Annotated in this window: 15 protein-coding genes; 10 read left to right on the top strand and 5 right to left on the bottom strand. The window is 54.0% G+C overall.

The genetic code is table 11. From position 1 onward, the window contains the following. Positions 1-99: 99 nt before the first annotated feature. The 6 genes from G6R38_RS11255 (at position 100) to G6R38_RS11230 (ending at position 8,755) form a co-directional block, all read left to right on the top strand. Entirely contained in the window at positions 100-2,157 is a 2,058-nt protein-coding gene (locus tag G6R38_RS11255) for an ATP-dependent helicase (protein ID WP_166824694.1), read from the top strand. 181 nt (positions 2,158-2,338) lie between these two features. Then, on the top strand, positions 2,339-3,607 hold the full coding sequence (locus G6R38_RS11250) for a citrate synthase (protein ID WP_166824691.1): 1,269 nt from the start codon (positions 2,339-2,341) through the stop codon (positions 3,605-3,607). 157 nt (positions 3,608-3,764) lie between these two features. Then, positions 3,765-5,399: a HEAT repeat domain-containing protein gene (locus tag G6R38_RS11245; RefSeq protein WP_166824687.1), complete on the top strand. Its 1,635-nt coding sequence runs from the start codon at positions 3,765-3,767 to the stop codon at positions 5,397-5,399. Between the two features lie 146 nt (positions 5,400-5,545). Then, the gene (locus G6R38_RS11240; RefSeq protein ID WP_166824684.1) at positions 5,546-6,286 is read left to right on the top strand and encodes a 2-phosphosulfolactate phosphatase; all 741 of its coding nucleotides are present in this window, start codon (positions 5,546-5,548) and stop codon (positions 6,284-6,286) included. A gap of 66 nt (positions 6,287-6,352) precedes the next feature. After that, positions 6,353-8,053 carry a glycine--tRNA ligase gene (locus G6R38_RS11235; RefSeq protein WP_206028553.1) on the top strand — a complete coding sequence of 567 codons (1,701 nt, stop codon included), beginning with the start codon at positions 6,353-6,355 and terminating at the stop codon, positions 8,051-8,053. A gap of 147 nt (positions 8,054-8,200) precedes the next feature. Continuing rightward, the gene (locus tag G6R38_RS11230; RefSeq protein WP_166824681.1) at positions 8,201-8,755 is read left to right on the top strand and encodes a hypothetical protein; all 555 of its coding nucleotides are present in this window, start codon (positions 8,201-8,203) and stop codon (positions 8,753-8,755) included. A 7-nt stretch (positions 8,756-8,762) separates the two neighbouring features. Here G6R38_RS11230 and G6R38_RS11225 read toward each other — a convergent pair whose 3' ends face one another. The 4 genes from G6R38_RS11225 to G6R38_RS11210 all read right to left on the bottom strand — a co-directional run bounded on the left by G6R38_RS11225 (position 8,763) and on the right by G6R38_RS11210 (position 13,780). Further along, positions 8,763-9,116 carry a hypothetical protein gene (locus tag G6R38_RS11225; RefSeq protein WP_166824678.1) on the bottom strand — a complete coding sequence of 118 codons (354 nt, stop codon included), beginning with the start codon at positions 9,114-9,116 and terminating at the stop codon, positions 8,763-8,765. A 56-nt stretch (positions 9,117-9,172) separates the two neighbouring features. After that, on the bottom strand, positions 9,173-10,618 hold the full coding sequence (locus G6R38_RS11220; protein ID WP_166824675.1) for a DUF1501 domain-containing protein: 1,446 nt from the start codon (positions 10,616-10,618) through the stop codon (positions 9,173-9,175). Between the two features lie 25 nt (positions 10,619-10,643). Next, the gene (locus G6R38_RS11215; protein WP_166824672.1) at positions 10,644-13,052 is read right to left on the bottom strand and encodes a PSD1 and planctomycete cytochrome C domain-containing protein; all 2,409 of its coding nucleotides are present in this window, start codon (positions 13,050-13,052) and stop codon (positions 10,644-10,646) included. A gap of 98 nt (positions 13,053-13,150) precedes the next feature. Continuing rightward, positions 13,151-13,780 carry a hypothetical protein gene (locus G6R38_RS11210; RefSeq protein WP_166824668.1) on the bottom strand — a complete coding sequence of 210 codons (630 nt, stop codon included), beginning with the start codon at positions 13,778-13,780 and terminating at the stop codon, positions 13,151-13,153. A gap of 468 nt (positions 13,781-14,248) precedes the next feature. Between G6R38_RS11210 and G6R38_RS11205 the strand changes: the two genes are divergently transcribed. The 4 genes from G6R38_RS11205 to G6R38_RS11190 all read left to right on the top strand — a co-directional run bounded on the left by G6R38_RS11205 (position 14,249) and on the right by G6R38_RS11190 (position 23,470). Further along, positions 14,249-15,547, top strand: coding sequence for a DUF1501 domain-containing protein (locus tag G6R38_RS11205; RefSeq protein ID WP_166824665.1), 1,299 nt, complete (start codon positions 14,249-14,251; stop codon positions 15,545-15,547). A 154-nt stretch (positions 15,548-15,701) separates the two neighbouring features. Then, on the top strand, positions 15,702-18,152 hold the full coding sequence (locus G6R38_RS11200; RefSeq protein WP_166824662.1) for a PPC domain-containing protein: 2,451 nt from the start codon (positions 15,702-15,704) through the stop codon (positions 18,150-18,152). A 107-nt stretch (positions 18,153-18,259) separates the two neighbouring features. Then, positions 18,260-20,695 carry a DUF1549 domain-containing protein gene (locus tag G6R38_RS11195; protein ID WP_166824659.1) on the top strand — a complete coding sequence of 812 codons (2,436 nt, stop codon included), beginning with the start codon at positions 18,260-18,262 and terminating at the stop codon, positions 20,693-20,695. A gap of 78 nt (positions 20,696-20,773) precedes the next feature. After that, entirely contained in the window at positions 20,774-23,470 is a 2,697-nt protein-coding gene (locus G6R38_RS11190) for a c-type cytochrome domain-containing protein (RefSeq protein WP_166824656.1), read from the top strand. Positions 23,471-23,542: 72 nt separating this feature from the next. Here the strand turns inward: G6R38_RS11190 and G6R38_RS11185 are convergent, their stop codons facing one another. Then, complete coding sequence (locus G6R38_RS11185) at positions 23,543-24,703, bottom strand: App1 family protein (protein WP_166824653.1); 1,161 nt, start codon at positions 24,701-24,703, stop codon at positions 23,543-23,545. Between the last annotated feature and the right edge of the window lie 97 nt (positions 24,704-24,800).

Raw genomic sequence — 24,800 nt, 5'->3', positions numbered from 1 at the left:
GAGTCGTTTGGTTGGACTCGTTCGACCGGGTTGGCACCGTCATGCTATAACTGAGTCTGAATCCGTGTTCGTCGGCCATTCTTGGACTCAGGCTTGTTGATGACAGTGTCGAAAACTCCGTCCGATGCATTGCTCGCAGAACTTAATGAAGCTCAACAACAGGCGGTCCGACATGGGGATTCGCCGTTGTTGATTGTGGCTGGTGCCGGAACCGGGAAAACGACGACGCTCGCTCATCGAGTCGCGTGGCAGATTCTTCAAGGGACTTCACCCCGACGAATTTTGCTTCTGACGTTCAGTCGCCGAGCCGCCGCCGAGATGCTGCGACGTGTGGACGACATCCTGCAAGCCGTCGGGAAAACGAGTCGGGAATCCGCGAACGTCTTTGGTGGAACGTTTCATTCGGTCGCCTTGCGATTGCTGCGACGATATGGCGAGGTTCTTGGGCTCGGTGCGGAGTTCACAATCCTCGATCGCGGCGACGCCGAAGACCTCATGAATGTCGTGCGGACCGATTTAAACTTGTCCGACGGCAAACGCCGCTTCCCGCTCAAGGGAACATGTCTCGCGATCTACAGTCGTTGCGTGAATCGCTCGGCACCGTTGAAAACTGTGTTGACCGAAGATTTCCCGACGCACCTTTCCCACGAAGCAAACCTGGGGCGATTGTTCACCGCATACACGGAGCGAAAAGAGTCGCACGTTGTGCTGGATTACGATGATCTGTTGGTGTTCTGGTTGGCGTTACTGGAAAATCCGCAAGGTGCGGAAGTCGTTCGTGGGTTGTTCGATCGGGTGCATGTCGACGAATATCAAGACACCAACGTCCTGCAAAGTCAGATTTTGAAACGACTCGTTCCCGACGGAACCGGTCTCACCGTCGTTGGTGACGATTCGCAGTCAATTTACTCGTTTCGAGCCGCCACCGTTCGCAACATTTTGGATTTCCCGGAAGACTTCCCCGATTCGAGCATCGTGACGCTCGAACAGAATTACCGCAGCACGCAACCAATTCTCGATGCCACCAATCGTGTCATCACGGAATCGACAGAATGGCATGCGAAAAAGCTGTGGTCAGAACGAACACACGGAGTTCGGCCGCAAGTCATCCGATGTGCCGATGAGGAATCGCAAAGCAGTTTTGTGATCGAGCAAGTCCTCAATGCCCGCGAAGAAGGTGTGCGATTACAGGACCAAGCCGTGCTGTTCCGGTCTTCGTATCACAGCGCAGGTTTGGAATTGGAACTCACACGGCGGAACGTTCCCTATCGCAAATACGGTGGATTGAAATTCATCGAATCAGCCCACGTCAAAGATTTGCTCGCCTACTTGCGATTGGCGGAGAACCCACGGGATATCGTGGCCGGCACGCGTGTGCTGTGTTTGTTGCCGGGCATTGGGAATGCGAGGGCAGGGCGGTTGATGGAATCGCTACGGGACGCCAACGGTTCCTTCGCCGCCTGGAGAGAATTTAAAGCCCCCGCCAGCACCCGTGGCCAATGGGAACCGTTTGTCAAACTCTTGGATGAGTTATCATCCGGCCCCTTGTTGGAGTCGTCTGTCGCGACACAGGTGGAACGAGTGCGAACGTTCTACAAACCGCTCTTGGAAGATGCACACGACCATGCCGCAGTCCGAATGCGAGATTTGGAACAACTGGAGATTTTAGCGGCACGGTATGCGGACCGAGCGAGTTTCCTTGCGGAAGTTACGTTGGATCCGCCATCGTCAACTGCCGAACTGGGTGATCCGGCCGCTCCTGATGAAGACGATTGGCTCGTGCTCAGCACGATTCACTCCGCAAAAGGACTGGAGTGGGACAGCGTATTCGTGTTGCAAGCGATCGAAGGCAGCATCCCCTCCGAAATGGCCACCGGTTCACCGGAACAGATCGAGGAAGAACGGCGGTTGTTTTATGTCGCATTGACACGCGGAAAAAATAACCTGTTTGTTTGTCACCCTCAACGAATCATGGGACAACGCAACCAGTTCTTCGCTCCATCATTCAGCCGGCTCACCCCATTTGTGAGTGATGAGGTCCGCTCGACGTTTGATGAGATCGTCTATTCGCCCGAGGGACATACCGACGCTGCTCCCAAACCCGAAAGTTCACAATCTGTGAGGAGTCGTCTGAATTCCCTGTGGGGCGAAAATTAGGCCGATTTCCCATCATTTTCAGCCTCTACGGACTTTCCGTCGTGTAGGGTGGCGAAAATCGATGGAAAACCCAACAATACACTCCGATTGGCCGGACACATTGTGCTAACCGTCCGCCAATCAGCTAGAATCAACATCCACCGAAGACAATTGAATCCGCTGACCCTGAAGGACGAATGTGATGAGCACGGCCAAGGTGATTCTTGATGGCAAAGAATACGAACTCCCCGTCGTGGTCGGGTTGGAAGGCGAAATCGGGATCGATATCACCAGCCTCCGCTCAGATTCGGGCGCCATTACCCTAGACCCCGGCTTCGGCAACACCGGGTCTTGCGAAAGTGCAATTACATTCATCAACGGAGAAGAAGGAATCCTGCGTTATCGCGGGTATCCCATTGAGCAACTCGCTGACCACAGCTCCTTCATTGAGACAAGTTATTTGCTGATCTACGGCAAATTGCCCACTCAGGAAGAACTCGACAACTTCCGGCATGAGTTGACGTATCATAGTATGCTGCATGAGGATATGAAGAAATTCTTCGAAGGATATCCTCCCAATGCGCACCCGATGGCCGTCTTGTCCTCGATGGTGGCTTCCCTGTCGAGCTACTACCCCGTCGTCGACGAAGAGCGTGAACAGAACATCATTCGTCTCATGGCCAAGGTCAAGACGATCACTGCCTATGCGTACAAGAAGTCCGTGGGACAACCGTTTGTCTATCCGCTGAATTACCTGACATTCTGCGAAAACTTCCTGCGAATGATGTTTTCGGTCCCCGCGGAGAGCTACGAAGTTCCCACCGAGCACGTCAAAGCGTTGAATCGCCTACTCATCCTGCATGCCGACCACGAACAAAACTGCAGCACATCAACCGTTCGCATGGTCGCGAGTTCGCAGGCGGACCTATTCGCATCGATCTCCGCCGGGATCAGCGCCCTATCCGGTCCGCTGCACGGCGGAGCGAACCAAGCCGTCTTGGAAATGCTGGAAATGATCCAAAAGGACGGCGGCGACTACAAAAAGTGGGTCAGCAAAGCTAAAGACAAAAACGACGATTTCCGTCTGATGGGCTTCGGTCACCGCGTCTACAAGAACTTTGATCCACGGGCCAACATCCTTCGGGAGTCCGCCGACGCCGTTTTGGAACAGATGGGGCGGACCGATCCGCTCTTGGATATTGCCAAACAGTTGGAAGAAGTCGCGTTGACCGACGAGTACTTCATCTCACGGAAACTCTACCCGAACGTCGATTTCTACAGCGGTATCCTCTACCGAGCGATGGGCATTCCGACCAACATGTTCACAGTCATGTTCGCCCTCGGTCGTCTGCCAGGATGGTTGGCACACTGGAAAGAACTCCGCGACGGCCGCAGCCGAATCTATCGTCCGCGACAAATCTACACCGGCGAAACCGTTCGCGATTACGTGCCGATCGAAGGCCGCAACTAGATCAGTCGGCATTTGATCGCAGTCGGTTTTGTCTCGCGGAGGCCAGGAAACAAAGTGTTTTTTCGTCCTCCGCGGACACAAAAGATGGTAAAACGGTCTCAACCAATGCATCAGTAAATTTCGCTTGCTCGGATTTCCCAGGACTTCAGGTTACGTCATGAGTCGACCTCTCATTCTCATCGGTTGGATGGTCCTGGCCCTGGGAAATTGCAGAGGAGGGCTTTTCGCGTCCAATGAGAGTTTCTACGTCGATATTCTGACGGAAAACGATATTCGAGACGACGAAGTCGCATTGCAGGAATTCTTGGAAAGTCTTCATCCGACCGAGCAAACCATCGCCCATCTCCGCAAATTGACGGAGCAACTCGGGGATGCGGAATTCTTTCAACGCGAAGCGGCCACCCGCGAGTTGCTGACCATTCCCGCATGCTGCCCTGAAGTCTTGATGGAGGCCTGCGAAAGTCCCGACCCGGAAATTCGCTGGCGATCCCGGCAAATTCTGAAACAAAATCGAACGCGAACAGATCGAATTCTGTTCGCTGTTTTTAGTTTGATCAAGAACCGAAAACTCACGGGTTTAGCCAAACCGGTGGCAACTTCGTTGCGGTTGGCGCAGACGGATTCCGTTCGACGTGCGGGACGGCAGGCACTTTCCGCCTCGGCGACTGTGGACGATGCCGATTGGCTCCGCGAATTGCTGGCGAGCGAACATTCCTCGATGGCGATTGCGGCAGTTGGAGCGTTGGACCGAGTCCTTGGCCCGGAAGCCGCAACGGATTTCCTGCCATTGCTGGATCGACCAGACAACGAATTGCGACTCGTAGCCGCTCGGGCATTGCTCAATCACGGTCAACGAGACACGTTGAACACGTTCGTGGAGTTGCTCGATGCCAATGAATTGACGGTCCGTCTTCAAGCCGCTCAAACATTGCGATCGGCAACGGGCCAACGGTTTCAGTTCACTCCCTATGATGAGCCCGCTGCCCGGCAACAAGCCGCGAACGAGTGGCGAACCTGGGTCAGTGAAAACGGCGCCAACTCCCCTTTGAATCTGCCCATTCTTGAGGGTGATGTCGAACTAGGACGAACCCTCATCTGCTACTACGGGCGGAAAGAAGTCGTTGAACTCGATGAGCGTGGCGAACAGACGTGGAAACTCGAAAAGGTGAACGGTCCCTGGGATTGCGACGGGACCCCAGAAGGGCACCGGGTCATCTGTTTCTACACGCAGCAAGCAATTTCCGAATACAACCAAGATGGCGAGGAAATTTGGAGCATCAAGAATATCCCAGGCCGACCGTTCAGTGTGCAACGGCTATCGAACGGCAACACGCTCATTTCTTGCTACAACACAGGCAAGATCATCGAATATCGGCCCGACAAATCCAAGGCGTGGGAAATTACGAAATCCGGCACGCCGATGGATGCTCAACGGCTTCCGAATGGTCACACATTGATCACTCTCTACCAAGCCCAAAAAGTCGTCGAAGTCAATCAAGAAGGCGATCCCGTCTGGGAGTTGAAAGATCTCGGCAAACCGCGATCTGCCCACATGCTGCCCAATCGCCATGTCCTAGTCACCGAAGCGACATCGAAACGGGTCGCCGAATACGACGCCAGCGGCAAAATGGTGTGGTCGCACGAGAATATCAAGAACCCGCTCGATGCCCAACGTCTCTCCAATGGCAACACGCTCATTTCCTCGTCCGATGGCGTGATCGAAGTCACTCCCACCGGCCGAACGGTATGGAGCAAAAACCTCAACGGTGCGAGTCGAATTTGTCGTTACTAGTACGCGTGTTGCTCAGGCGTTGCGTTCGCGGACAACGACATCCGAGTGAATCGGTAGTACCGGCTCTGTCACAAAATCTCGACGTGATCTAGTCTCCTTGAACTCCATCCGTCAGCGAGTTTTCTCACCAAAGGCTTTGCGGTTCCGTGCATATCGACGTCCATTTTCTGCCGATCACACTCACCAACGAGAAACTCCATGGCTGCGTGGCAATCATGGTCGATTTGCTCCGTGCGTCCACGACGATGACCACCGCGTTAGCGGCCGGAGCGGAGACGATCGTTCCGTGTGAATCCGTCGATCATGCTCGAGAAGTCGCGGCGAAGTTGTCTTCGGAAACCGCTGTCATTCTCGGTGGAGAACGGAAGGGCGTGAAAATCGAAGGCTTCGATTTTGGCAACTCACCGTCTGATTACACCGCCAAAAACGTGAGCGGAAAAACGATTGTCTTCACGACAACCAACGGAACCAAAGCCCTCGCGAAATCGAAATCCGCCGACCGAATCGTTGTCGGATCGTTCGTGAATTTAGCGGCGGTCAGTCTGTTTGCGGTGGACTCGGGTCGATCCATTCAAATCGCCTGTGCCGGAACCGACGGGCAGGTCACGCGGGAAGATGTTCTTTGTGCCGGTGCGATTGCGAACGCTTGCACCGAAAGCTACAACACAATCGGTCAGAGCCTCGAGCGAACCGACGCGGCTCGCATCGCAATCGATTGCTACCGCATGGTTGCGGGTCAACTCCACGAGGCCGTCTGCGATAGCATCGGTGGACGAAATTTACAGCGTCTTGGCTTCGAGGCTGACATCGAAACCGTCTGCGAAGTCGATCGAGTGCCCGTCGTACCGGAATATGATCCGAACATGGGCCGTGTGAGTGTTGTCTGACCGACACGTGATCACTCGCAAATTCGTTTAATACCCACAGTTGAATTCAGTAAGAAAGTGCTTCCGATGGCGAAGTCCATGGACGAGATCGTAGCTTTGTGCAAACGCCGGGGTTTTGTCTTTCAATCCTCCGACATTTACGGCGGACTCCAGGGATTTTGGGACTACGGCCCGCTGGGCACGGAACTCAAGCGGAACGTGCGGGAAGCCTGGTATCGGGACATGATCACCAACCACAATGAGTTGGCCACTCCCGAAGGTGCCCCGTCGCCCTTCCAAATGAATGCCGTCGAGTGCAGCCAAATCATGCACCCCCATGTTTGGAAGGTTTCCGGTCACTACGATCTGTTTGTCGACAAAATGGTGGACTGCCGGGAATCGAAGAAACGATACCGCTTTGACCATCTGCAAGGACGCTGGGCGAGTTACCAAGGCAAACGAGTTTTTGTGTCAACGAGCCTTTCATCCGATGAAGGTCTCGCTCAGGTCACGCGAAACGCTCTGAAATTCTTCGGATTGCGAACCAAAGACGTCGAGAGAATCGAATTCGGTACCGGCGAGCATGGTGGTCTGGCGGAATCAATCAGTGCTGGAACATCGCTCGCGACAACACCATCCACGCCTTACCCGGAACTTCGGCCCATTTGGGATGCCGATAGTTTGGCGAATATTCTGGCTCCCGATGCGACGAAAGTTGGCACCCTTACCGAACCACGCGACTTCAAACTGATGTTCGAGACGACCATCGGCGCACTCGGTGGTGATGAAGATAAAGCGTACCTGCGACCGGAAACCGCACAGGGTATGTTCGTCAACTTCAAGAACGTCATGGACACCACCCGGGTTAAAGTGCCTTTCGGTATTGCACAGATCGGCAAGAGTTTCCGCAACGAAATCACCCCGCGAAACTTCACGTTCCGCTCCCGGGAATTCGAACAGATGGAAATGGAATTCTTCTGCCGACCCGATGAGTCGCGGAAATGGTACGAATACTGGCGGGATCGACGGTATCAATGGTATGTCGATTTGGGGCTTTCGAAAGAAAACCTCATCCTCCGTGACCACACCGAAGAAGAGTTGGCTCACTACTCTGTGGGCACAGCCGATGTCGAATATGCGTTTCCGTTCTTGTCACCCGGAGAGTATGGCGAGTTGGAAGGAATTGCGCATCGCGGTGATTTTGATTTGCGGTCGCATATGGAAGGCAAACTCGTCAAGAACGAGGCCGGGGAACTGGTCGTTGAGAAAAACGAGCACGGCCAACCCAAATACCGGGGCAGTGGCAAAGACATGCAGTACTTCGACGATCAAAGCCGCGAGCGGTTCATTCCGCACGTGATCGAACCGGCAGCGGGGGCGGATCGGGCGACGTTGGCGTTCATCTGTGAAGCCTATCGCGAGGACGAGCAACCCAACGACAAAGGCAAAATGGAAAAACGCACGGTGATGCAATTCCATCCACATCTCGCGCCGATCAAAGCCGCCGTCTTTCCGCTCATCAAGAAAAACGGAATGCCAGAGAAGGCGGCGGAGGTCTATCACGAACTCAAGAAAGCCGGCATCGTTTGCCAATACGACCAACAAGGTGCGATCGGTCGTCGATACCGCCGGCAAGACGAAATCGGTACACCGTACTGCATTACAATTGATGGCGACACGTTAGACGATGGCACCGTGACGATCCGAGATCGCGATTCTCTCGAGCAAGAACGCATCCCGGCGGATCGCGTGGTCGAGGAAATCACCGGACGAATGAAATCGGTCTAAGTTAGCCACCGCGACGGTTGCCGACGGAGTTCCCCAGACGAAAATCTGGACAATTTGTCTGTCGGTCGGTCTAATGAACGAGAGTTGGTCCCAAGGGCGTTTGGTGATCAACTCTCGTTTTCCTCGTTAGACATGGATTGATCGCATATGACCGAAACGGTCGAGGCGAAATCGCAAACCCTCGAAGAGAAACGAATTTCCGATCTCACTTTGCGTCTGGAAGACTTCGTCCACGAGGGGGAAGAATTTCTGGTTCGGCGAGCCGATGGTGAATTGGAAATCGATCGTCCGCTGTCGGGAAGTCGTTTGAAGAAGTCTCATGAGGAACTGTACGGGCATCTTTTGGCAATCAATCAACGACTTGAAGAAGCCGGTGGCTTTCTGACGTGGGTCGTTCGTCTGGCGATTCTCGCTGTGATTGTTAGCATCGAGTTGCGATGGTTCACGGATATTGCCGGTGTCCGCGTCGAGAGTTTGCAAAGTTGGTGGTTGTATTTGCTCCTCGCATTGGGTGGCTATGCGATAAATTCGTTAATCCGCGATTGGTTCATCCACCGGGCATACGCTCTAGGACGAAACGAGTTGCTAACGACGGTCGATGAAAGTGATCTCGGCCGCTATCGGATTCTGACCCAAATCGAAGATGATCCGGCGTTGTCGGAAGTCAGCCGGATGCTGAAGAAAGATCAGTCGCCGGTTTGATGCCGATTCAATGAGCCAGAATGAGTGTCTCACGAAAAATTTCGAGAAGCGTTACCAACAAGAACGCCGTCACGCTGTAAACGATTCGGCGAAGCCAACCGACCGACTCCCGAAGTTGCCCGACGTCCTTCTCCAAGGAGTTGATCGAAGTCAGTAACGGTGGCGAGTCCGAACCTTCGACAATGTCGAGGATGCGATCGACTTTATCTTCGAGCAAATGCAGTCGCATCGCGGAATCGTCAAAATCGTCATTTCGCTTGGCGATCAACTGCTCCAAGTTCTTCAGTTGCGTAAGAATGAGGGGGGCCGACTTCGTGTCGAAATTCACGTCTTGACGTTCCGGTCGTCGATTTTCTTCCATGATGCACCTCAAGTTTCGAGTGGGTTTGGCAACCAACTCTGGCGAGGTGCGCGGACTCAGGCCAACAGGTCTTGCACGACATGCCCATGGACATCGGTGAGTCGAAACTGGCGTCCTTGGAAGCGGAACGTCAAACGTTCGTGATTCAATCCAAGTAGATGCAAAATTGTGGCATTGAAGTCATGCACGTTAACCGGGTTATTGGCGACCGAGTAGCCGAGTTCGTCGGTCTGGCCGTAACTCACTCCACCTTTGACACCGCCACCCGCCATCCAAACGGTGTAAGCATCTTTGTGATGATCGCGACCGACGGACGCACGGTCTCCTTGAGCCATCGGAGTGCGACCGAACTCGGCACTCCAGACGATTAAGGTTTCGTCCAGTAGTCCACGCTGTTTGAGATCGGTGATCAGAGCGGCGATCGGTCTGTCGACTTGCTTGCACTTCTTCGGTAGATTGTTGAACACCCCCCCGTGCATGTCCCAACCTTGATCGAATAGTTGGACAAACCGCACGCCACGTTCGACGAGTCGACGAGCCAGCAAACAATTGTTCGCGAAACTCGTTTTCCCAGGCTGAGTCCCGTACATCTCGTGAATATGCTCCGGTTCCCCGTCGATGCTCATCAGCTCTGGAACCGAAGTTTGCATGCGGTATGCCATTTCGTATTGGCTAATCCGAGTGGCAATTTCGGGATCTCCTACGTCTGCGAGCCGGGTTTGATTGAGTTGATTGATCGTATCGACAATTCGCCGCCGACTCGTGGTGTCCACGCCTTTGGGGTTGGAGAGAAACAACACCGGATCACCTTGGCTTCGAAATTCGATGCCCTGATAAACCGTCGGCAGAAAGCCGCTTCCCCACGCACTGTTGCCAGCACCCAGGACGGATCCGGTAATCAACACCACGAACCCTGGCAAGTTCGCGTTCTCGCTGCCAAGACCGTACGTCGCCCATGAGCCGAGACTCGGCCGACCAAAGCGGTTAAAACCGGTCAGTAGAAAAAGTTGAGCTGGGCCGTGGTTGAACTGCTCAGTATGTAAGCTCTTGATGAAGGCAATTTCGTCGGACACACCTTGCAAGTGAGGCAGCAGATTCGAAATTGTGCCCCCGCCGTCACCACATTGTTGGAACCGGAATTCGGGTTTATCCGGCGTCCCGAGCATCTTCGGTCGCGACCGGATGAACGCAAACTGTTGCCCCTCGAAAAACGATTCCGGGCAGAGTTCGCCATCGCGTTTTTGCAGGGTCGGTTTGTGATCGTACAAGTCCAAATGCGACGGAGCCCCGACGAGATGAATATAGATTACGCTTTTTGCTTTGCCAGGACGATGTGCCGGTTTCGGTGCCAGCGGATCAATTGCCCCTGGCTTTGCCGCCGACGCGGTGTCCGCATGCAGTAACGACGCCAATGCCGCCGAACCGAGACCACACCCGGTAGTCTGAAATAGTTGGCGACGGGTCTGCAGTTGGATGGCCGATTTGGGCGTGAGATTAGTCATGGGTATGAGTCTCGCCGTCAGTAAATCAATTGAGCGTGATCGTCTCATCAAGGTTCAGCAACACATTGGCGACGGCAAACCAAGCCGCGAGTTCTTGCAGGTTGTCGTCGTATTGCCGAAGTCGCGACAGCATGTTGGTCATTCGATTGACCGCTAAACCAGGTGTCTGGGCGATTCGCTTTCGTTCTTCGGTATAAAGACGAACGAGCGTATCAACTTCCTCCGGACGAGGCTCACGGGCGGCACATAGCCGAAGCCCGAATTCGGCGACGGCATGGGGTTCTCCGCTCGGGGCTTCGGAAAGCATTCGCTGAGCCAACGCGACTGCCATCTCCGCGTACGCTGGATCGTTGAGCAACGTCAATGCCTGCAGAGGTGTGTTTGTCCGCGGACGTTGCACGGTGCAGGCTGCTCGATCGGGAGCGTCGAAGTTGATAAAACTCGGATACGGAGCCGCTCGACGCCAGACGACATACACACCGCGTCGAAATCGATCTTCATCGGTCGCGGTTTTCCACTTGGGAGCATTCCGACCGACGGCTCGCCAAATCCCGTTCGGTTGATAAGGCATGATTGGCGGACCGTACATTTCTGGCTGCAACAACCCGGACACAGCGAGGGCATTGTCGCGAATGAGTTCCGCTGGCATGCGAAAACGCGGACCACGAGCGTAAAACCGGTTACTCGGGTCACGCTCTCGCAAGCCTGCGGAGAAATGGGACGACTGTCGAAATGTCGCAGACATCGCAATCAGCTTGTGGATGTGCTTCATCGACCAACCGTTTTCCATTAGTTCAACCGCGAGCCAATCAAGCAATTTCGGATGTGTCGGCGGTTCTCCTTGCGTGCCAAAGTCCTCGGGCGTGGTGACCAATCCCGTCCCGAAAAACCCGGCCCACCACCGGTTGACCGTCACACGTGCTAACAGCGGGTTGTCTTCCGACACCAACCACTGAGCCAAGCCGAGTCGATTCGGGGGTAAAGAACCATCAAGATCATGCAGCGTCTCTGGCGTGCCGACCGGAACCTCGTCGCCAGGATCGAGATAGTCCCCCCGATTGAGCATTCGTGTCGTCCGGGGTTCTTCATTTTCGACCATCACCAGCGTGGTCTGCTGGATCGCTTTGGCTTCGCTGCGTAGTCGGCTAATCGCAGACTGAATCCGTTTCTTTTCTTTGTCTGTCTTCTTCTTCTCCTTCTTGTCCTTGGAGAGTGCCTTTTGCTCTTGTTGCAATGATTTGATCTCGGTTTGAATCGCGTCATAGCGAGCTTGAGCGGCCTCCGAAATTGGCAACGGCATGCTCGGGCCTACGAAATCGAAGGTCACGCCAGATGTCTTCTTCACCTCCAGGGGGGTGTTGTTGAAGTACGCGAAAAGCCGGTAGTAATCGGTTTGTGAAAATGGATCGTACTTGTGATCGTGACACTGGCAGCACTCTAAAGTTGTCCCTAGGAACACAGTGCCCGTGGTGTTGACACGATCCAACACCTGATTGACCCGATTCCCTTCTGGGTCGACTCCAGCTTCCACATTGCAAGTTGGCGTCCGGTGAAAACCCGTAGCGATTTTCTGATCGAGCGTGGCATCGGGCAACAAATCTCCGGCGAGTTGCTCAACCACAAAGCGATCAAAAGGCATATCGGCATTGAACGCTCGGATCACGTAATCTCGGTAGGCCCAACTGTCACGAATTTGATCGGCCTGGAACCCGTTCGAGTCAGCATATCGAGCGACATCAAGCCAGCGAACCGCCCACCGCTCACCATATTGTTCCGACGCCAACAGCCGATCGACGAGTTTCTCGTAGGCATCCGGCGAGTCGTCTCCAACAAATCTCTCAACCTCATCGGGGCTCGGTGGCAAACCGATGAGAGCCAATGAGACCCGCCGGATCAATTTTCCTCGGTCCGCTTCGGGGCTTGGAGAAAGGCTCTCTTCATGCAGTTTCGCCGCCACGAATGCATCAATGGCGTTATGACCCCATTGGGGCTCTGAATTGGGCAACGGCGATTTGCCGGGTTTGACATAGGCCCAATGCCGATCATCCGCTGCGGTGTCTGGCCATTCGGCTCCTTGTTCGATCCACTGACGGATGGTCGCGATCTCAGCCCGTGAAAGCGGATCGCCATCCAACGGCATGACATCCCCAAGTGAGGAATCCGTTAGACGTCCAAACAGCAGACTTTCGTTAGGTTGACCGGCTTGAATGGGAGCAACGCCGGAATCACTCTCACTGAAGGCAGAGGTTCGGTTGGAAAGCTGAAACCCGCCTTCGGAATTCTTTCGGCCGTGACAGCGATAACAATGCCGCCGAAAGATTGGTTGCACGTCCCGAGCGAATTGGATCGTCGCCGTTTCGTCTGCCAGCAAGTCCCGTGTGCAATCCAGCGAGACGAAAAACACGATCCCCAGAATTAGCTTGCTCAATCGCATAGCACACCGACAAGAACGATACATCGAAAGGATGAGATGAATTCATTCTGCCGAGAATTTCGACGAATGTCGACTGCTCTTGCCGGAGGCGGCGAGATTCACATGCAAATTTCCACCGACTGAAACTTCCAAGGCGTCTTCTTCCAGGCGACGGAAAGTTCCTTCATTGTCTCCCAACGAGTAAGGTGGTTGGGGCTCTCGAACTCCGGCGGCTCCTCCCCGATGTTTTCCAAGAGCGACTGTTGGACAACCATCGCCCGGACTTTTCTCGTGCGAACCGAACCTGCCGCCTCGGATGTGAGACAAATCAGATACCGGGCACAACAGACATCCGCGTGCAAGTCGCGACGAACCTGTCCTTCCGCGAATCGTTCCGAGACCTCGTTCAGAACTGAGTTCAAATAGAACCAGTAATCATCTTTTGGCAGATCCAACAAACACGATTCCGTCGTTGTCTGCCGGGCCTTGGTGATGACTGTCTCGCTCGCCACTCGATTGAGAAAGACTTCATCACAACGCTTTTCAATGAGCGTTCGAATCCGAAGTTTCCCGTCGTGGATGGAAGTCAACGAGACATTCAATCGGTCATAAAACTCGCGTTTTCTCCACTCCGAAGCCGCACGTCGTCGCCCAAAGAACCAGCCAACCGCCGCTGAGCCCGCGGCCACCAGCAGTTCGATCCAATGCTCCTCCAAGTATTCGAGAACCGTTTCCGAAAAAGCTTCCATACAAGACCTTCAGTATTGGTGATTGGCAGTTTGAATGAGGACTAGTTGACCATACGGATTAGGAAATCTTGTCAAAATATCCCAGAAAAGAGACTTGACCATTGATTTTTGTGAGTAAATTCACTTTCATAATAGGTGAGAGTTTGTTGATCTAACCAAATTCAAAAAAACCATCGTACTCTCAACAATCAACGAATCAGAACCATTCTCGGCTCAAGAGTTTCGGTTGAATTTGAAGGATAAGAAAAAAAACTTCGATACCGGGAAATTTCCCGTAACCATCTAGTCGATGGACACAATACCTACCTGAGGAGCAATTAGTATTTGCTCCCATATCAACGGAATCGTAAGATTCACCTTGATCGATAACCTTCCTAGACTGCGCTCAAAGTTGACTGTTTACTGCTTCAACTTTGCTCCCTCAATTTTGTGCTTTGCCTGCAAAGCAGCCCTCCCAAGGAGATTTTCATGCCGATGACACCATCACGTCGTGACTTCCTACACGTCGGATTTTTGGGCGGTTTGGGTTTGACTTTGCCGCAGTTCTTGCGGATTCGTCAGGCTCAAGCGGAACAAAAGTTCTACGAATCGAAAGAAGGAACTGCGAAAGGGGTAATCTTCATCTACCTGCCTGGTGGATGTGCCCATCAAGAAACTTGGGACCCCAAACCATTTGCTCCACTGGAGTATCGCGGACCGCTCGGTCAAGTGAAGACGAATGTTGATGGCGTCCTATTCAGCGAGAACCTGAAAAAGTCCGCTGGCGTCATGGACAAAATTACCGTCTGCCGTTCGATGACGCACGGTGAAGCCGCTCACGAACGTGGCACGCACAATATGTTCACGGGTTATCGACCGAGCCCTGCGTTGAGCTTCCCGTCGATGGGTAGCGTGGTGACGCACGAATTCGCTCCGCGAAACAACCTTCCTCAGTACGTTTGTATCCCCAACCAACCGAACGAGTTCGCTGGAACGGGTTACCTGAGTTCTTCCTATGCTCCCTTCAGCTTGGGTTCAGACCCGGCGAGTGGTAACTTCACTGTTCGGGACTTGAAACTTCCTGGCGGTGTCGACGACGCTCGGTTTGCTCGTCGTCGTAACGTCCTCGACACTGTTAACGAGCACTTCCGATTGAAAGAGAAATCGGATTCTCTCGATGCGGTCGACACCTTCTACCAACGAGCTTACTCGATGGTGTCCAGCCAACAGGCACGTGAAGCATTCGATCTGAACAAAGAAGACGCGAAGCTTCGTGACGCCTACGGTCGGAACACCGCTGGTGCTCGGATGTTGCTCGCACGTCGTTTGGTCGAAGCCGGTAGTCGCTTTGTGACCCTGACCTACGGAAGTTGGGACATGCACAGCAACATCAAAGCTGGTGTCGATCGTCAAGTTCCTCAGTTCGACCAAGCATTCGCGGCTCTGATCAACGACTTAGAAAGCCGTGGAATGTTGGATGAAACTCTCGTCTGTGTCGCGAGTGAATTCGGCCGAACACCGAAGATCAACGCGACCGCCGGTCGTGATCACTGGCCAAAGGTCTTCTCGGTCGTGATGGCTGGTGGTGGAATCAAACGCGGCACCATCTACGGTTCTTCGAACTCAACTGCAAGTGAACCGGAAGATAACCCGTTGACGGTGACTGACTGGGCAACCACTATGTACCATTGTTTGGGTATTGTGGCCGACAAAGAATTGATGGCCCCCGGCGATCGCCCAATCGAAATCGTCGATGGCGGTAAAGTTCGCCGTGAACTGTTGGCCTAATTAGTTGTATGCAATAGCGGCTTGGATTGGTTCCCAATCCAAGCCGCTTTCTCCAAAGAACACGTCCCATCGACTCCCTGTTCACACAAGTGAACAACACGACTGATGGACCCCTGCCGATTTCTCTCCCCGCTCCTGCCAATGGAGGACGGTGATGCGACGATTCGCGATCGCTTCCCTGCTGACGTTATTTGTTCCCGCTCTGCTTTCAGCTGCATCCCCCAGCCTCTCCATCATCACCCCGCGTGGTGTGCAACGAGGCAGCGAAACCGTCCTGCGATTCAGCGGTCGGCGGTTGGAGGACGCTGCAGAGATCTTCTTCTACCGGCCTGGCTTGACCGTTAAGGAAATCAAACCGGTCAACGCGAATGCCATCGACGTGACGGTCAACGTCGCCCCCGATTGCCGGATGGGTGAACACGTTGCCCAAGTCCGTACGAAGAGCGGGATCTCTGAATATCGCACCTTCTTTGTCGGTCCGTTCCCCCAAGTCGATGAGAAGGAACCCAATAGCGACTTCGATACACCGCAGGCCATCGAGGCCGGTGTTACTGTCGCCGGGATCGTCACGAACGAAGACGTTGACTACTTCGCGATCCAAGCGAAGAAAGGGCAGCGTATCTCCGTCGAAATCGAGGCCATGCGTCTTGGGACCCGCTTTTTTGATCCCTATGTCGCTATTCTGGACTCCAAGCGGTTCGAATTGGCCACCGCCGACGACACACCGCTGCTATACCAGGATGCTGCGGCATCGGCGATCGCCCCAGAAGACGGTCAATACATCATCGAAATCCGTGAAAGTGCCTACGGCGGACGGAATGACTGCCGTTATCGTGCACACATTGGCCATTTCCCACGACCACTCGCGGTTTATCCCGCTGGTGGAAAATTGGGTGAGCAAACTAATGTCACGTTCTTAGGCGATCCTTCCGGGGACTTCCAACAGCAACTCACGCTCCCCGCGGAGTTGCAGGACGATTTCGGTTTATTGCCACAACAGGATAACCAAGTCGCGCCATCCGAAAACCCATTCCGTCTGAGCGAGCACGGTAACGTCCTTGAAGTCGAACCAAATAACGACTTCCAGACGGCCACGACTGGCGAACTACCGTTGGCGTTCAACGGGATCATCCAAGAGAGTGGCGATTACGACTACTTCCGATTCTCGGCGAAGAAGGGTCAGACGTTCGAAGTGGAGTGCTACGCTCGCCGTATTCGTTCGCCGCTCGATCCTGTTATGCACGTGTTCCAGATCGTCAACGATGGCAAGAGCCTGAAAACCATCACCGGTAACGACGATTCGCGTGGACCGGATAGCTATTTCCGATTCAGTGTTCCAGCCGACGGTGAGTATGCCGTTCGAGTCTACGACCATCTTCTGCGTGGTGGACCGAACTTCGTTTACCGTGTGGAATTCCAGAATATCGAGAAGACCGTCAAAGTGACCATCCCGCAGGTGGCTCGCTACTCGCAGTCTCGACAAACGATCTTCGTTCCGCGTGGAAATCGTTTCGCGACTCGCTTTTCTTTCGCACGTCGCAATTTCGGCGGCGAATTGTCGTTTGATCCCAAAGATCTACCAGCAGGGATCAAAATGCATACTCGCAATGTGCCTTCGAGTATGAACTCTTGGCCGGTTGTCTTTGAAGCAACTGCTGATGCACCGGTTGAAGGTGGTTTGGTGGACTTCCAAGTCCATCACGCCGACCCGAAGCAAGGCATCACAGGACGGTTCTCGAACACCGCCGACTTGATCATTGGCAACCCCGGCCAATCACGCTATTGGACCCGCGATGTCGATCGTCTCGCTGTGGCGGTTGTCGACGAAGTGCCGTTCCATTTGGAAATCGTGCAACCCAAAACGCCATTGGTCCAAAATGGGACCATGAATCTCAAGGTGATCGCCCATAAAAAAGAAGGCTGGGACGAAGACATTACGCTTGAGTTCCCCTTCCGTCCGCCAGGTGTCGGCACGAATAGCCGAATGAAGATGCCCAAGGGCAAGAATGAGTTGATTTACCCACTGAATGCGAATGGAAACGCTGCTGTCGGGAAGTGGCCCGTGTATGTGATTGGCCAAGGTGAAAACCAAGGCGCATCTTGGGTGTCATCTCAACTTGCGGAATTAGAAGTTGCCCAGCCGTTCGTGAAATTCGCTTTGCAGCGAACCGCAACCGAGCAGGGCAAACCAACCGAGATCGTTGCCAAGATCGAACATTTGCAACCATTCGAAGGCAGTGCCACAGCAAAGTTGCTCGGTCTGCCGAATAAAGTTGCCACAGAAGATTTGACGTTCACGAAGGACACCGAAGAGTTGGTCTTCAAAGTCACGACCGATCCTGCAAGCCCCGCCGGACGGCACAAGAGCGTGTTTGCTCAGGTAACAGTGCCACAACAAGGCGAGACGGTCTTGCATCGGCATGTCGGTCAGACGGAGTTGCGGATCGATAAACCGCTTCCGCCTCCGAAAGACAAGCCCAAACCAGCACCGAAGAAAGAAGTCGCTAAGAAGCCCGAGCCCAAGAAAGAAGCTCCACCGAAACGGCTGAGCCGGCTTGAACAGCTTCGGTTGGACGCACAGAAACGGGTTGAGGCCGGTCAATAGTATCTCGAACAGTGAACCTCAGCGTGGCCTGTTGTGAGCCCCGTTGACGAAATTGAAATCACCCTGCGTCACCAATGGACTTACGCAAGATTGAGGGTCAGAATACCATGCGTGGAATCCTCCACTTTACTGTTGCCTCCGTGGCTCTGCTGGGGACGGTCTCGTCCGCAGTTGCTGAAAGCAAGCTCGCGAAACTGCACGTGTTTCCACAGGACGTGCACTTGACGAGTCAGCGTGACCGCCAGTCGCTTGTTATCCAGGCCGAATACGCGGATGGCCTGACTAAAGATGTGACGGCTGAAGCCAAGTTTACCTTGGCCGATGCCACGTTCACCCGGTGGGAAGATCAAACCCTGTGGCCGGTTAAAGATGGTTCGACAACCTTGGCTGTCGAATATGCCGGAGCCAAAGTGGAAATCCCCGTCAATGTCAAGAATGCGACGGTCGAGCGTCCGATTAGTTTCCATCTAGACGTAATGCCCGTCTTCATGAAAGCTGGCTGTAACATGGGCTCTTGCCATGGTGCGGCCCGTGGGAAAGATGGTTTCCGACTCTCACTGTTCGGCTTCGATCCCGTCGGAGACCACTTCCGACTAACCCGTGAATACGCCGGTCGCCGGATCAACTTGGCTTTGCCGGAAGAAAGTCTTCTCGTGACAAAGTCGATCGGCATGGTTCCGCATACCGGTGGTAAACGCTTCGATGCGGATAGCGAACTTAACGAGACCTTCTTGCGTTGGCTCCGGGCCGGTGTTCCGCTCGATCAAGGTGAGATTCCCAAAGTTGTTTCCGTCGAGTTGAATCCCCCCTCCGGTGTTTTGGACGGCGAAGGAACCACACAGAAACTGACGGTGCGAGCAAAATACAGTGACGGCACCGACCGTGACGTTACCCATCTGGCGTATTTCAGCTCGAACAACGACAACTCCGCAGAAGTCTCGCAAAAAGGTGTCGTCACGGCACACGCCCGTGGTGAGTCGTTCATCATGGCACGATTCGAGACGCATACTGTCGGGTCTCACTTCATCACACTTCCCAAAGGCCTGGAGTTCACGTGGTCGAACCCGCCAGAAAACAACTACATCGATCAATTGATCAACCAAAAGTTGCGGAAGCTGCGAATTAACCCATCGGAACTTTGCACCGACGAAGAGTTCCTGCGGCGTGCCTACCTGGACATTATCGGTGTGCCACCGACCACGGAAGAATACCACGCATTCCTGAATAACCCAGCTCCCGATCGCCGGGAACAGTTGGTCGACGAGTTGCTCAATCGCAAAGAATTCGTCGAACTCTGGGTGATGAAGTGGGCTGAACTTTTGCAGGTCCGAACTGTTCAGAATCGCGTCGATTACAAGTCGATGTTGCGGTACTACAACTGGTTGAAAGAACGTGTGCAGAACGAAATGCCGATGGACCAAATGGTTCAGGAGCTTCTCGGCGCCAACGGCGGAACCTTCGCGAACGCTGCAACCAACTACTATCAAGCCGAACGTGACACGTTAAAGACCGCGGAAAACGTGGCTCAAGTGTTCATGGGGATGCGAATTCAGTGTGCCCAATGTCATAACCATCCGTTCGATCGCTGGACGATGGATGACTATTTCAGTTTCGCCGCCTTCTTCTCACAAATCGGTCGTAAGCGAGGCGAAGATCCTCGGGAGACGATCGTCTACAACCGTGGAAGTGGTGAGGTGAAGAACCCGGTCACCAACAAAAATATGGCTCCCAAGTTTCTTGGTGGTGCCGTGCCGGACGTCAAAGGCAAAGACCGTCGCGAGGTGCTCGCAAAATGGTTGGCGTCGCCGGAGAATCCATACTTCGCCAAGAACTTGGGGAACATTGTTTGGGCTCACTTCTTTGGTCGTGGAATCATCGATCAGGTTGACGACGTGCGAATCTCTAACCCGGCCGTCAATCAAGAATTGCTCGACGAATTGGGGCAGAAGTTTACGGAGTACAACTACGACTTCAAGAAACTTGTTCGCGACATCTGCACGTCACGCACGTATCAACTCTCGACGGCCACCAATGCTACGAACGCCACCGACACGACGAATTTCTCGCACGCGATGTTACGGCGGCTACGAAGTGAAGTCATGCTAGACTCGATCTCACAGATCACCAATACCAAGAACAAGTTCCAAGGACTTCCGCTCGGAGCCCGTGCAGTGCAAATTGCTAACGGAAACACAAGCACGTACTTCCTCACCACGTTCGGCCGGGCGAAACGGGAGACCGTTTGCTCCTGCGAGGTTTCGATCTCACCGAACTTGTCTCAGGCTCTGCACATGCTGAACGGTGACACGGTTAATAGTAAAATTCAGCAAGGCAAACTCGTTGCAACGCTCCTTGGCGATGGAAAATCACCGCAAGATGTGTTGAAAGAGTTGTATATTCGCACATTGTGTCGTGAACCCAACGAGAAGGAGCGTGCTGCGATCGCTCAGCTCGTTGCGGAAGACCCCAAGAACACTCAGCAAATCCTAGAGGATGTCTTCTGGGCCTTGCTGAATTCACGGGAGTTCTTGTTTAACCACTGATCCGACAAGATGCGGAAATACGGCCAACAACGTCTCGATGGATCACCTCGAGAATTGAAAACACGGGGAGAGGGTTTGATGCGTTTTACATTGTGTTCCTTGATCGTTCTTCTCATCGCGCCGAACGTCTTCGCCGCTGATGATAAGAAGGACGAAAAAGTCACCTTCGATGATCACGTAAAGCCGATTTTTCGGCAGCATTGTTTCAACTGTCACAACACCGACCGAAAGGTCGCTGGTCTCGACCTCACCAGTTACATCAGCATGATGCAGGGTGGGAGTTCAGGCACAGCGGTGGAACCCGGCGATTCGTCGAGCAGCTATTTGTTCATGCTGGTGAATCACGATTCCGAACCAACGATGCCTCCGAATCAGGAGAAGATTGCCGCAGCCAAGATTGACACTCTTCGCAAGTGGATCGACGGCGGCGCGTTGGAGAACAGTGGCAGCAAGCCGATCGCTCGCAAGAAAAAAGCCGAAGTAGCGTTGATGAGTGTGTCCATCGGTAAACCTGATGGTCCGCCACCGATGCCGAAAAAGCTTGTGCTTGACCCGATCGTCCACACCAAGAACACGACAGCCGTGACGGCGTTGGCGACCAACCCGTGGTCAACATTGGTCGCCGTGGGTGGTCCGAAGCAAGTTGTTCTCTACGATGCGAACAGCTTGGGACTTGTCGGTGTCCTTGCATTCCCAGAAGGCGAGCCGAAAGTTCTCAAATTCAGCCGCAACGGTGGTTTGCTGCTCGCCGGTGGTGGAAAAGGTTCCTATAGCGGGAAAGTCGTGGTGTGGAATGTTCGCACCGGTGAACGAGTCATCGAAGTTGGCGATGAGTTGGATTCGGTGCTTGCCGCCGACATCAGTGCTGACCAGTCGATGGTGGCGCTGGGTGGTCCTCAACGAGTCGTTCGCGTCTATTCGACTCAGGACGGTGAACTCAAGTACGAACTCAAGAAACACACCGACTGGGTCACATCACTCGCTTTCAGCCCCGATGGTGTCTTGCTCGCAACCGGTGACCGTAATGGCGGTGTCTTCGCTTGGGAAGCAATGACCGGACGCGAATACCTGAGCTTAACCGGCCACAAGGGTTGTATCACCGGCATTTCTTGGCGACCGGACTCGAACATCGTCGCAAGTGGAAGCGAAGATGGTCAGATTCGCCTTTGGGAGGTGATGGACGGCAAAAACACCAAAACGTGGACGGCTCATGGCGGAGGTGTGCAGTCCGTTGAGTTCTGCCGTGATGGAAAGATTGTGAGTGCAGGTCGTGACAAAGTTGCGAAACTTTGGGACCAGAATGGGAAGCAGTTGCGTGCGTTCCCCGCGTTCAGTGATATTGCGTTGTCTGTGACCTACAGTGATGATGCAAAACGCGTCATCGCCGGCGACTGGACTGGACAAATCAAGGTTTGGACCGCCGAGGACGGAAAAGAAGTTGGCGAGCTGACGGCAAACCCTCCGACGCTCGAACAACGACTCCAGGCGGCTCAATCTGCCCTGGGAAGTCAGAAAACAGAAGCCGAGAAGTTGGAAGCAACGGCGAAAGCTGCGGAAGCGGAACTCGCCAAAGTCAAAGCCGCTCTGGCAGCAGCTCAGAAGACCGCCACCGACAGTCAAGCCAAGATCGATGCCTCGACTAAGACGGCCAAAGATCTCAAGGCAGCCGTCGCAACAATGAAGCAGCAGATTGATGCTGCCAACAAATCCGCGACCGATCTTCAAGCCGTCGCCGGTCCACTGAGTGAGTCTTTTGCAAAGGCTCAGGAAGCGGCGAAGAAGGCGCCGGAAGACAAGGAACTCGCCACCGTCCTCGGATCAGTTAAGGCCCAGTTGGACAAAAAGAATGCAGCAATGGCTGCCGCGAAAAAAGTGGTAACCGAGAAGACGGCTGCTATGCAAAAAGCGACTGCAGATGAAGCAGCCGCAACAAAGACGATCCAGGAAGCAACAGCCGCCCTCGCGAAAGCCAAGCAGAGTGTGGAGCAATTGACAAAGCAAGTTCAGCCGCTGAGCAAGAAAGCTCAAGAGGCACGAAATGCCGCAAATGCTGCGGCGAAGGCGCTTGCTGACGCCAACAGTGAAGTGACGCGATGGCAGACGGAAATCCAATTCCGCGATGAGCAAGTCAAACTCAGTGAAGCGAAGGACAAGGCGGCCGAGGCGATGGCCGTCAGCGATCAAGCAGCGACTGAGCTGAAACAAGTTCAAACGGAACTGGCAACGGCACAGCAGAAAGTCGCAGAGATCCAGAAAGCGATTGCAGCATCGGAATCGAAAGTGGCGGCAGCGAAGAAGGCCGTTGGCGACTCTACGGCAGCAGTTGCGAAAACCAAGGGTGCAGTCGATCAAATGACGGAACTGGTCAAATCGACTCAAACAACGGTTTCAGCGGCCACGGAGTCGCTGAAGAAAGCCCCAGAAGATGCCGGCTTGAAGGATTTGTTGGCGAAAGCCAACGCTGTTCATGAGGCTAAGAAACAAGGGCTCGCAGCAGCGACGAAACAGGCTGCCCAGGCGACAGATGCCTTGAAGAAAGCCCAAGCCCAACTCGCTGCTGTCGAGACTGAGCTCAAGACCCTAATGGCGAATCTTCCTGAAATGGAAAAAGTGGCGAAGGCGATGACCGAAAAAGCCCAAGCCGCTCAAACCAAAGCGGCGACGGCAAAGACCGCTGCGGACCAAGCAGAGACCACCGTTCAAGCTCTGCAAAAGAAGATTGACGAGCTGATCAAGAAGGTCGCACCGCAATCGGAAGTCGCTTCAGCGAAGTAACGAGGCCAACGAACTGGTTGAAAGATGATGCTCTGAACGCACACCCTGGATGGGTTCATCCAGGGTGTTTTTTTATTCCTGGCGATCTTGATCACGGGCGATGTCCTGGCGCACATCCGAAATTCGTGACTCTGGAATCCATCCATGTTCGGCCGCGTGAATGGCCGCTGCTTCGGTGTCAGAAACAAGTTCCATTTCCACACCAGCCGCACGCAACTCATCTCGGATTTCCAGAACCTTGCTTCGATTCTTGTCGGCTACGTCTCGAATGTAGATCGCCAAGACTCGCCCGGGAAAATCACGAACCACGGTGCGATAGAGGTACGGATCTTGTTGACCAGAGTCGCCGATAAGGATGAACGGAAGGTCGGGACAGCTCGCGAAGATTCGTTCGATTTTCTCGAGCTTGTGCTCGTGCCCAGAGCGAATGAAGTTCTGCTTGTTCCCGCCCAAATCTCGCAACAGAATTGGCCCTTTGGGAATCTGGTGAATTTCCATGAATTCGACCAGCATGTCAAACAGGTTCCATGCGGAACTCGAAACGTAAAAAACGGGATTCTGTCGTGTTTCGCAATGGCCACGCTGAAGTGCCCGGTAGAACGCGCTGACCCCTTCGAACGGAACCCTCGTCCGGGCGTTGTGAGTGAACGTCAGCCAGGCCAATCGTATGAGGTCGGTGGCATGCGAGTGCATGATCGTGTCGTCGATATCGCTGATCACCCCAAACTGGCTATCACTACGCGGGATCAGGACAGGAAGCGTGTCGGAGGCCGGTAGAAATCGCTCCGTGGTCTCACCCTCTGCGTGAGCCGGATCCGTTACGACACGCACGTTGGCCGAGTGCCAAAGACGATCCGTGGGCACTGTAGCGGAAGATGGCAACGCACACCGGAAATAGCCAGCCTGATCGGTAGTGGCTGTTCGTTGGCAACCTTCAAACTCCACTTCCACGGTTGCTTCGGGAATCTGAACCCGAGTGAATCGGCGAAACATCGCCCGCATATTCTTCCACCAGGAATCGTCGGCGGTTGACTCCGTATGGGACTTGTGTTCGACAAGCCGCCCCATGATTTGGATTTGCTCAATGTTGCCGAAGCCCCGGTAGCTGATGATCTCTGGCGTCACCGGCTTCTTCGCATTTCTCAAGCGTCGAAAGCAATGAGAGACCTTTTGGCTGAAACGATGGGCGATCCATAACAGCCATCGCGACAGGTGAATGTTTCGTGCCGGCATAGCCGATCGCCTCATGATCCAACGCAAAGACGCCCTGGGGGCAAGCCCGTCGAGTTCTGATCCCGGAAGAATCGGCATCCTACTCGAATCGATCCCT

This window comes from Thalassoroseus pseudoceratinae, from assembly GCF_011634775.1.
GTDB classification, from domain to species: domain Bacteria; phylum Planctomycetota; class Planctomycetia; order Planctomycetales; family Planctomycetaceae; genus Thalassoroseus; species Thalassoroseus pseudoceratinae.
This window is presented reverse-complemented; position numbering and strand designations above follow the sequence as displayed.

Coding starts and splice junctions, on each gene's coding strand:
- G6R38_RS11250 (WP_166824691.1), top strand. CDS start 2,339: ATGAGCACGGCCAAGGTGATTCTTGATGGCAAAGAATACGAACTCCCC.
- G6R38_RS11255 (WP_166824694.1), top strand. CDS start 100: ATGACAGTGTCGAAAACTCCGTCCGATGCATTGCTCGCAGAACTTAAT.
- G6R38_RS11220 (WP_166824675.1), bottom strand. CDS start 10,618: ATGACTAATCTCACGCCCAAATCGGCCATCCAACTGCAGACCCGTCGC.
- G6R38_RS11245 (WP_166824687.1), top strand. CDS start 3,765: ATGAGTCGACCTCTCATTCTCATCGGTTGGATGGTCCTGGCCCTGGGA.
- G6R38_RS11230 (WP_166824681.1), top strand. CDS start 8,201: ATGACCGAAACGGTCGAGGCGAAATCGCAAACCCTCGAAGAGAAACGA.
- G6R38_RS11215 (WP_166824672.1), bottom strand. CDS start 13,052: ATGCGATTGAGCAAGCTAATTCTGGGGATCGTGTTTTTCGTCTCGCTG.
- G6R38_RS11225 (WP_166824678.1), bottom strand. CDS start 9,116: ATGGAAGAAAATCGACGACCGGAACGTCAAGACGTGAATTTCGACACG.
- G6R38_RS11195 (WP_166824659.1), top strand. CDS start 18,260: ATGCGTGGAATCCTCCACTTTACTGTTGCCTCCGTGGCTCTGCTGGGG.
- G6R38_RS11235 (WP_206028553.1), top strand. CDS start 6,353: ATGGCGAAGTCCATGGACGAGATCGTAGCTTTGTGCAAACGCCGGGGT.
- G6R38_RS11190 (WP_166824656.1), top strand. CDS start 20,774: ATGCGTTTTACATTGTGTTCCTTGATCGTTCTTCTCATCGCGCCGAAC.
- G6R38_RS11210 (WP_166824668.1), bottom strand. CDS start 13,780: ATGGAAGCTTTTTCGGAAACGGTTCTCGAATACTTGGAGGAGCATTGG.
- G6R38_RS11185 (WP_166824653.1), bottom strand. CDS start 24,703: ATGCCGGCACGAAACATTCACCTGTCGCGATGGCTGTTATGGATCGCC.
- G6R38_RS11205 (WP_166824665.1), top strand. CDS start 14,249: ATGCCGATGACACCATCACGTCGTGACTTCCTACACGTCGGATTTTTG.
- G6R38_RS11200 (WP_166824662.1), top strand. CDS start 15,702: ATGCGACGATTCGCGATCGCTTCCCTGCTGACGTTATTTGTTCCCGCT.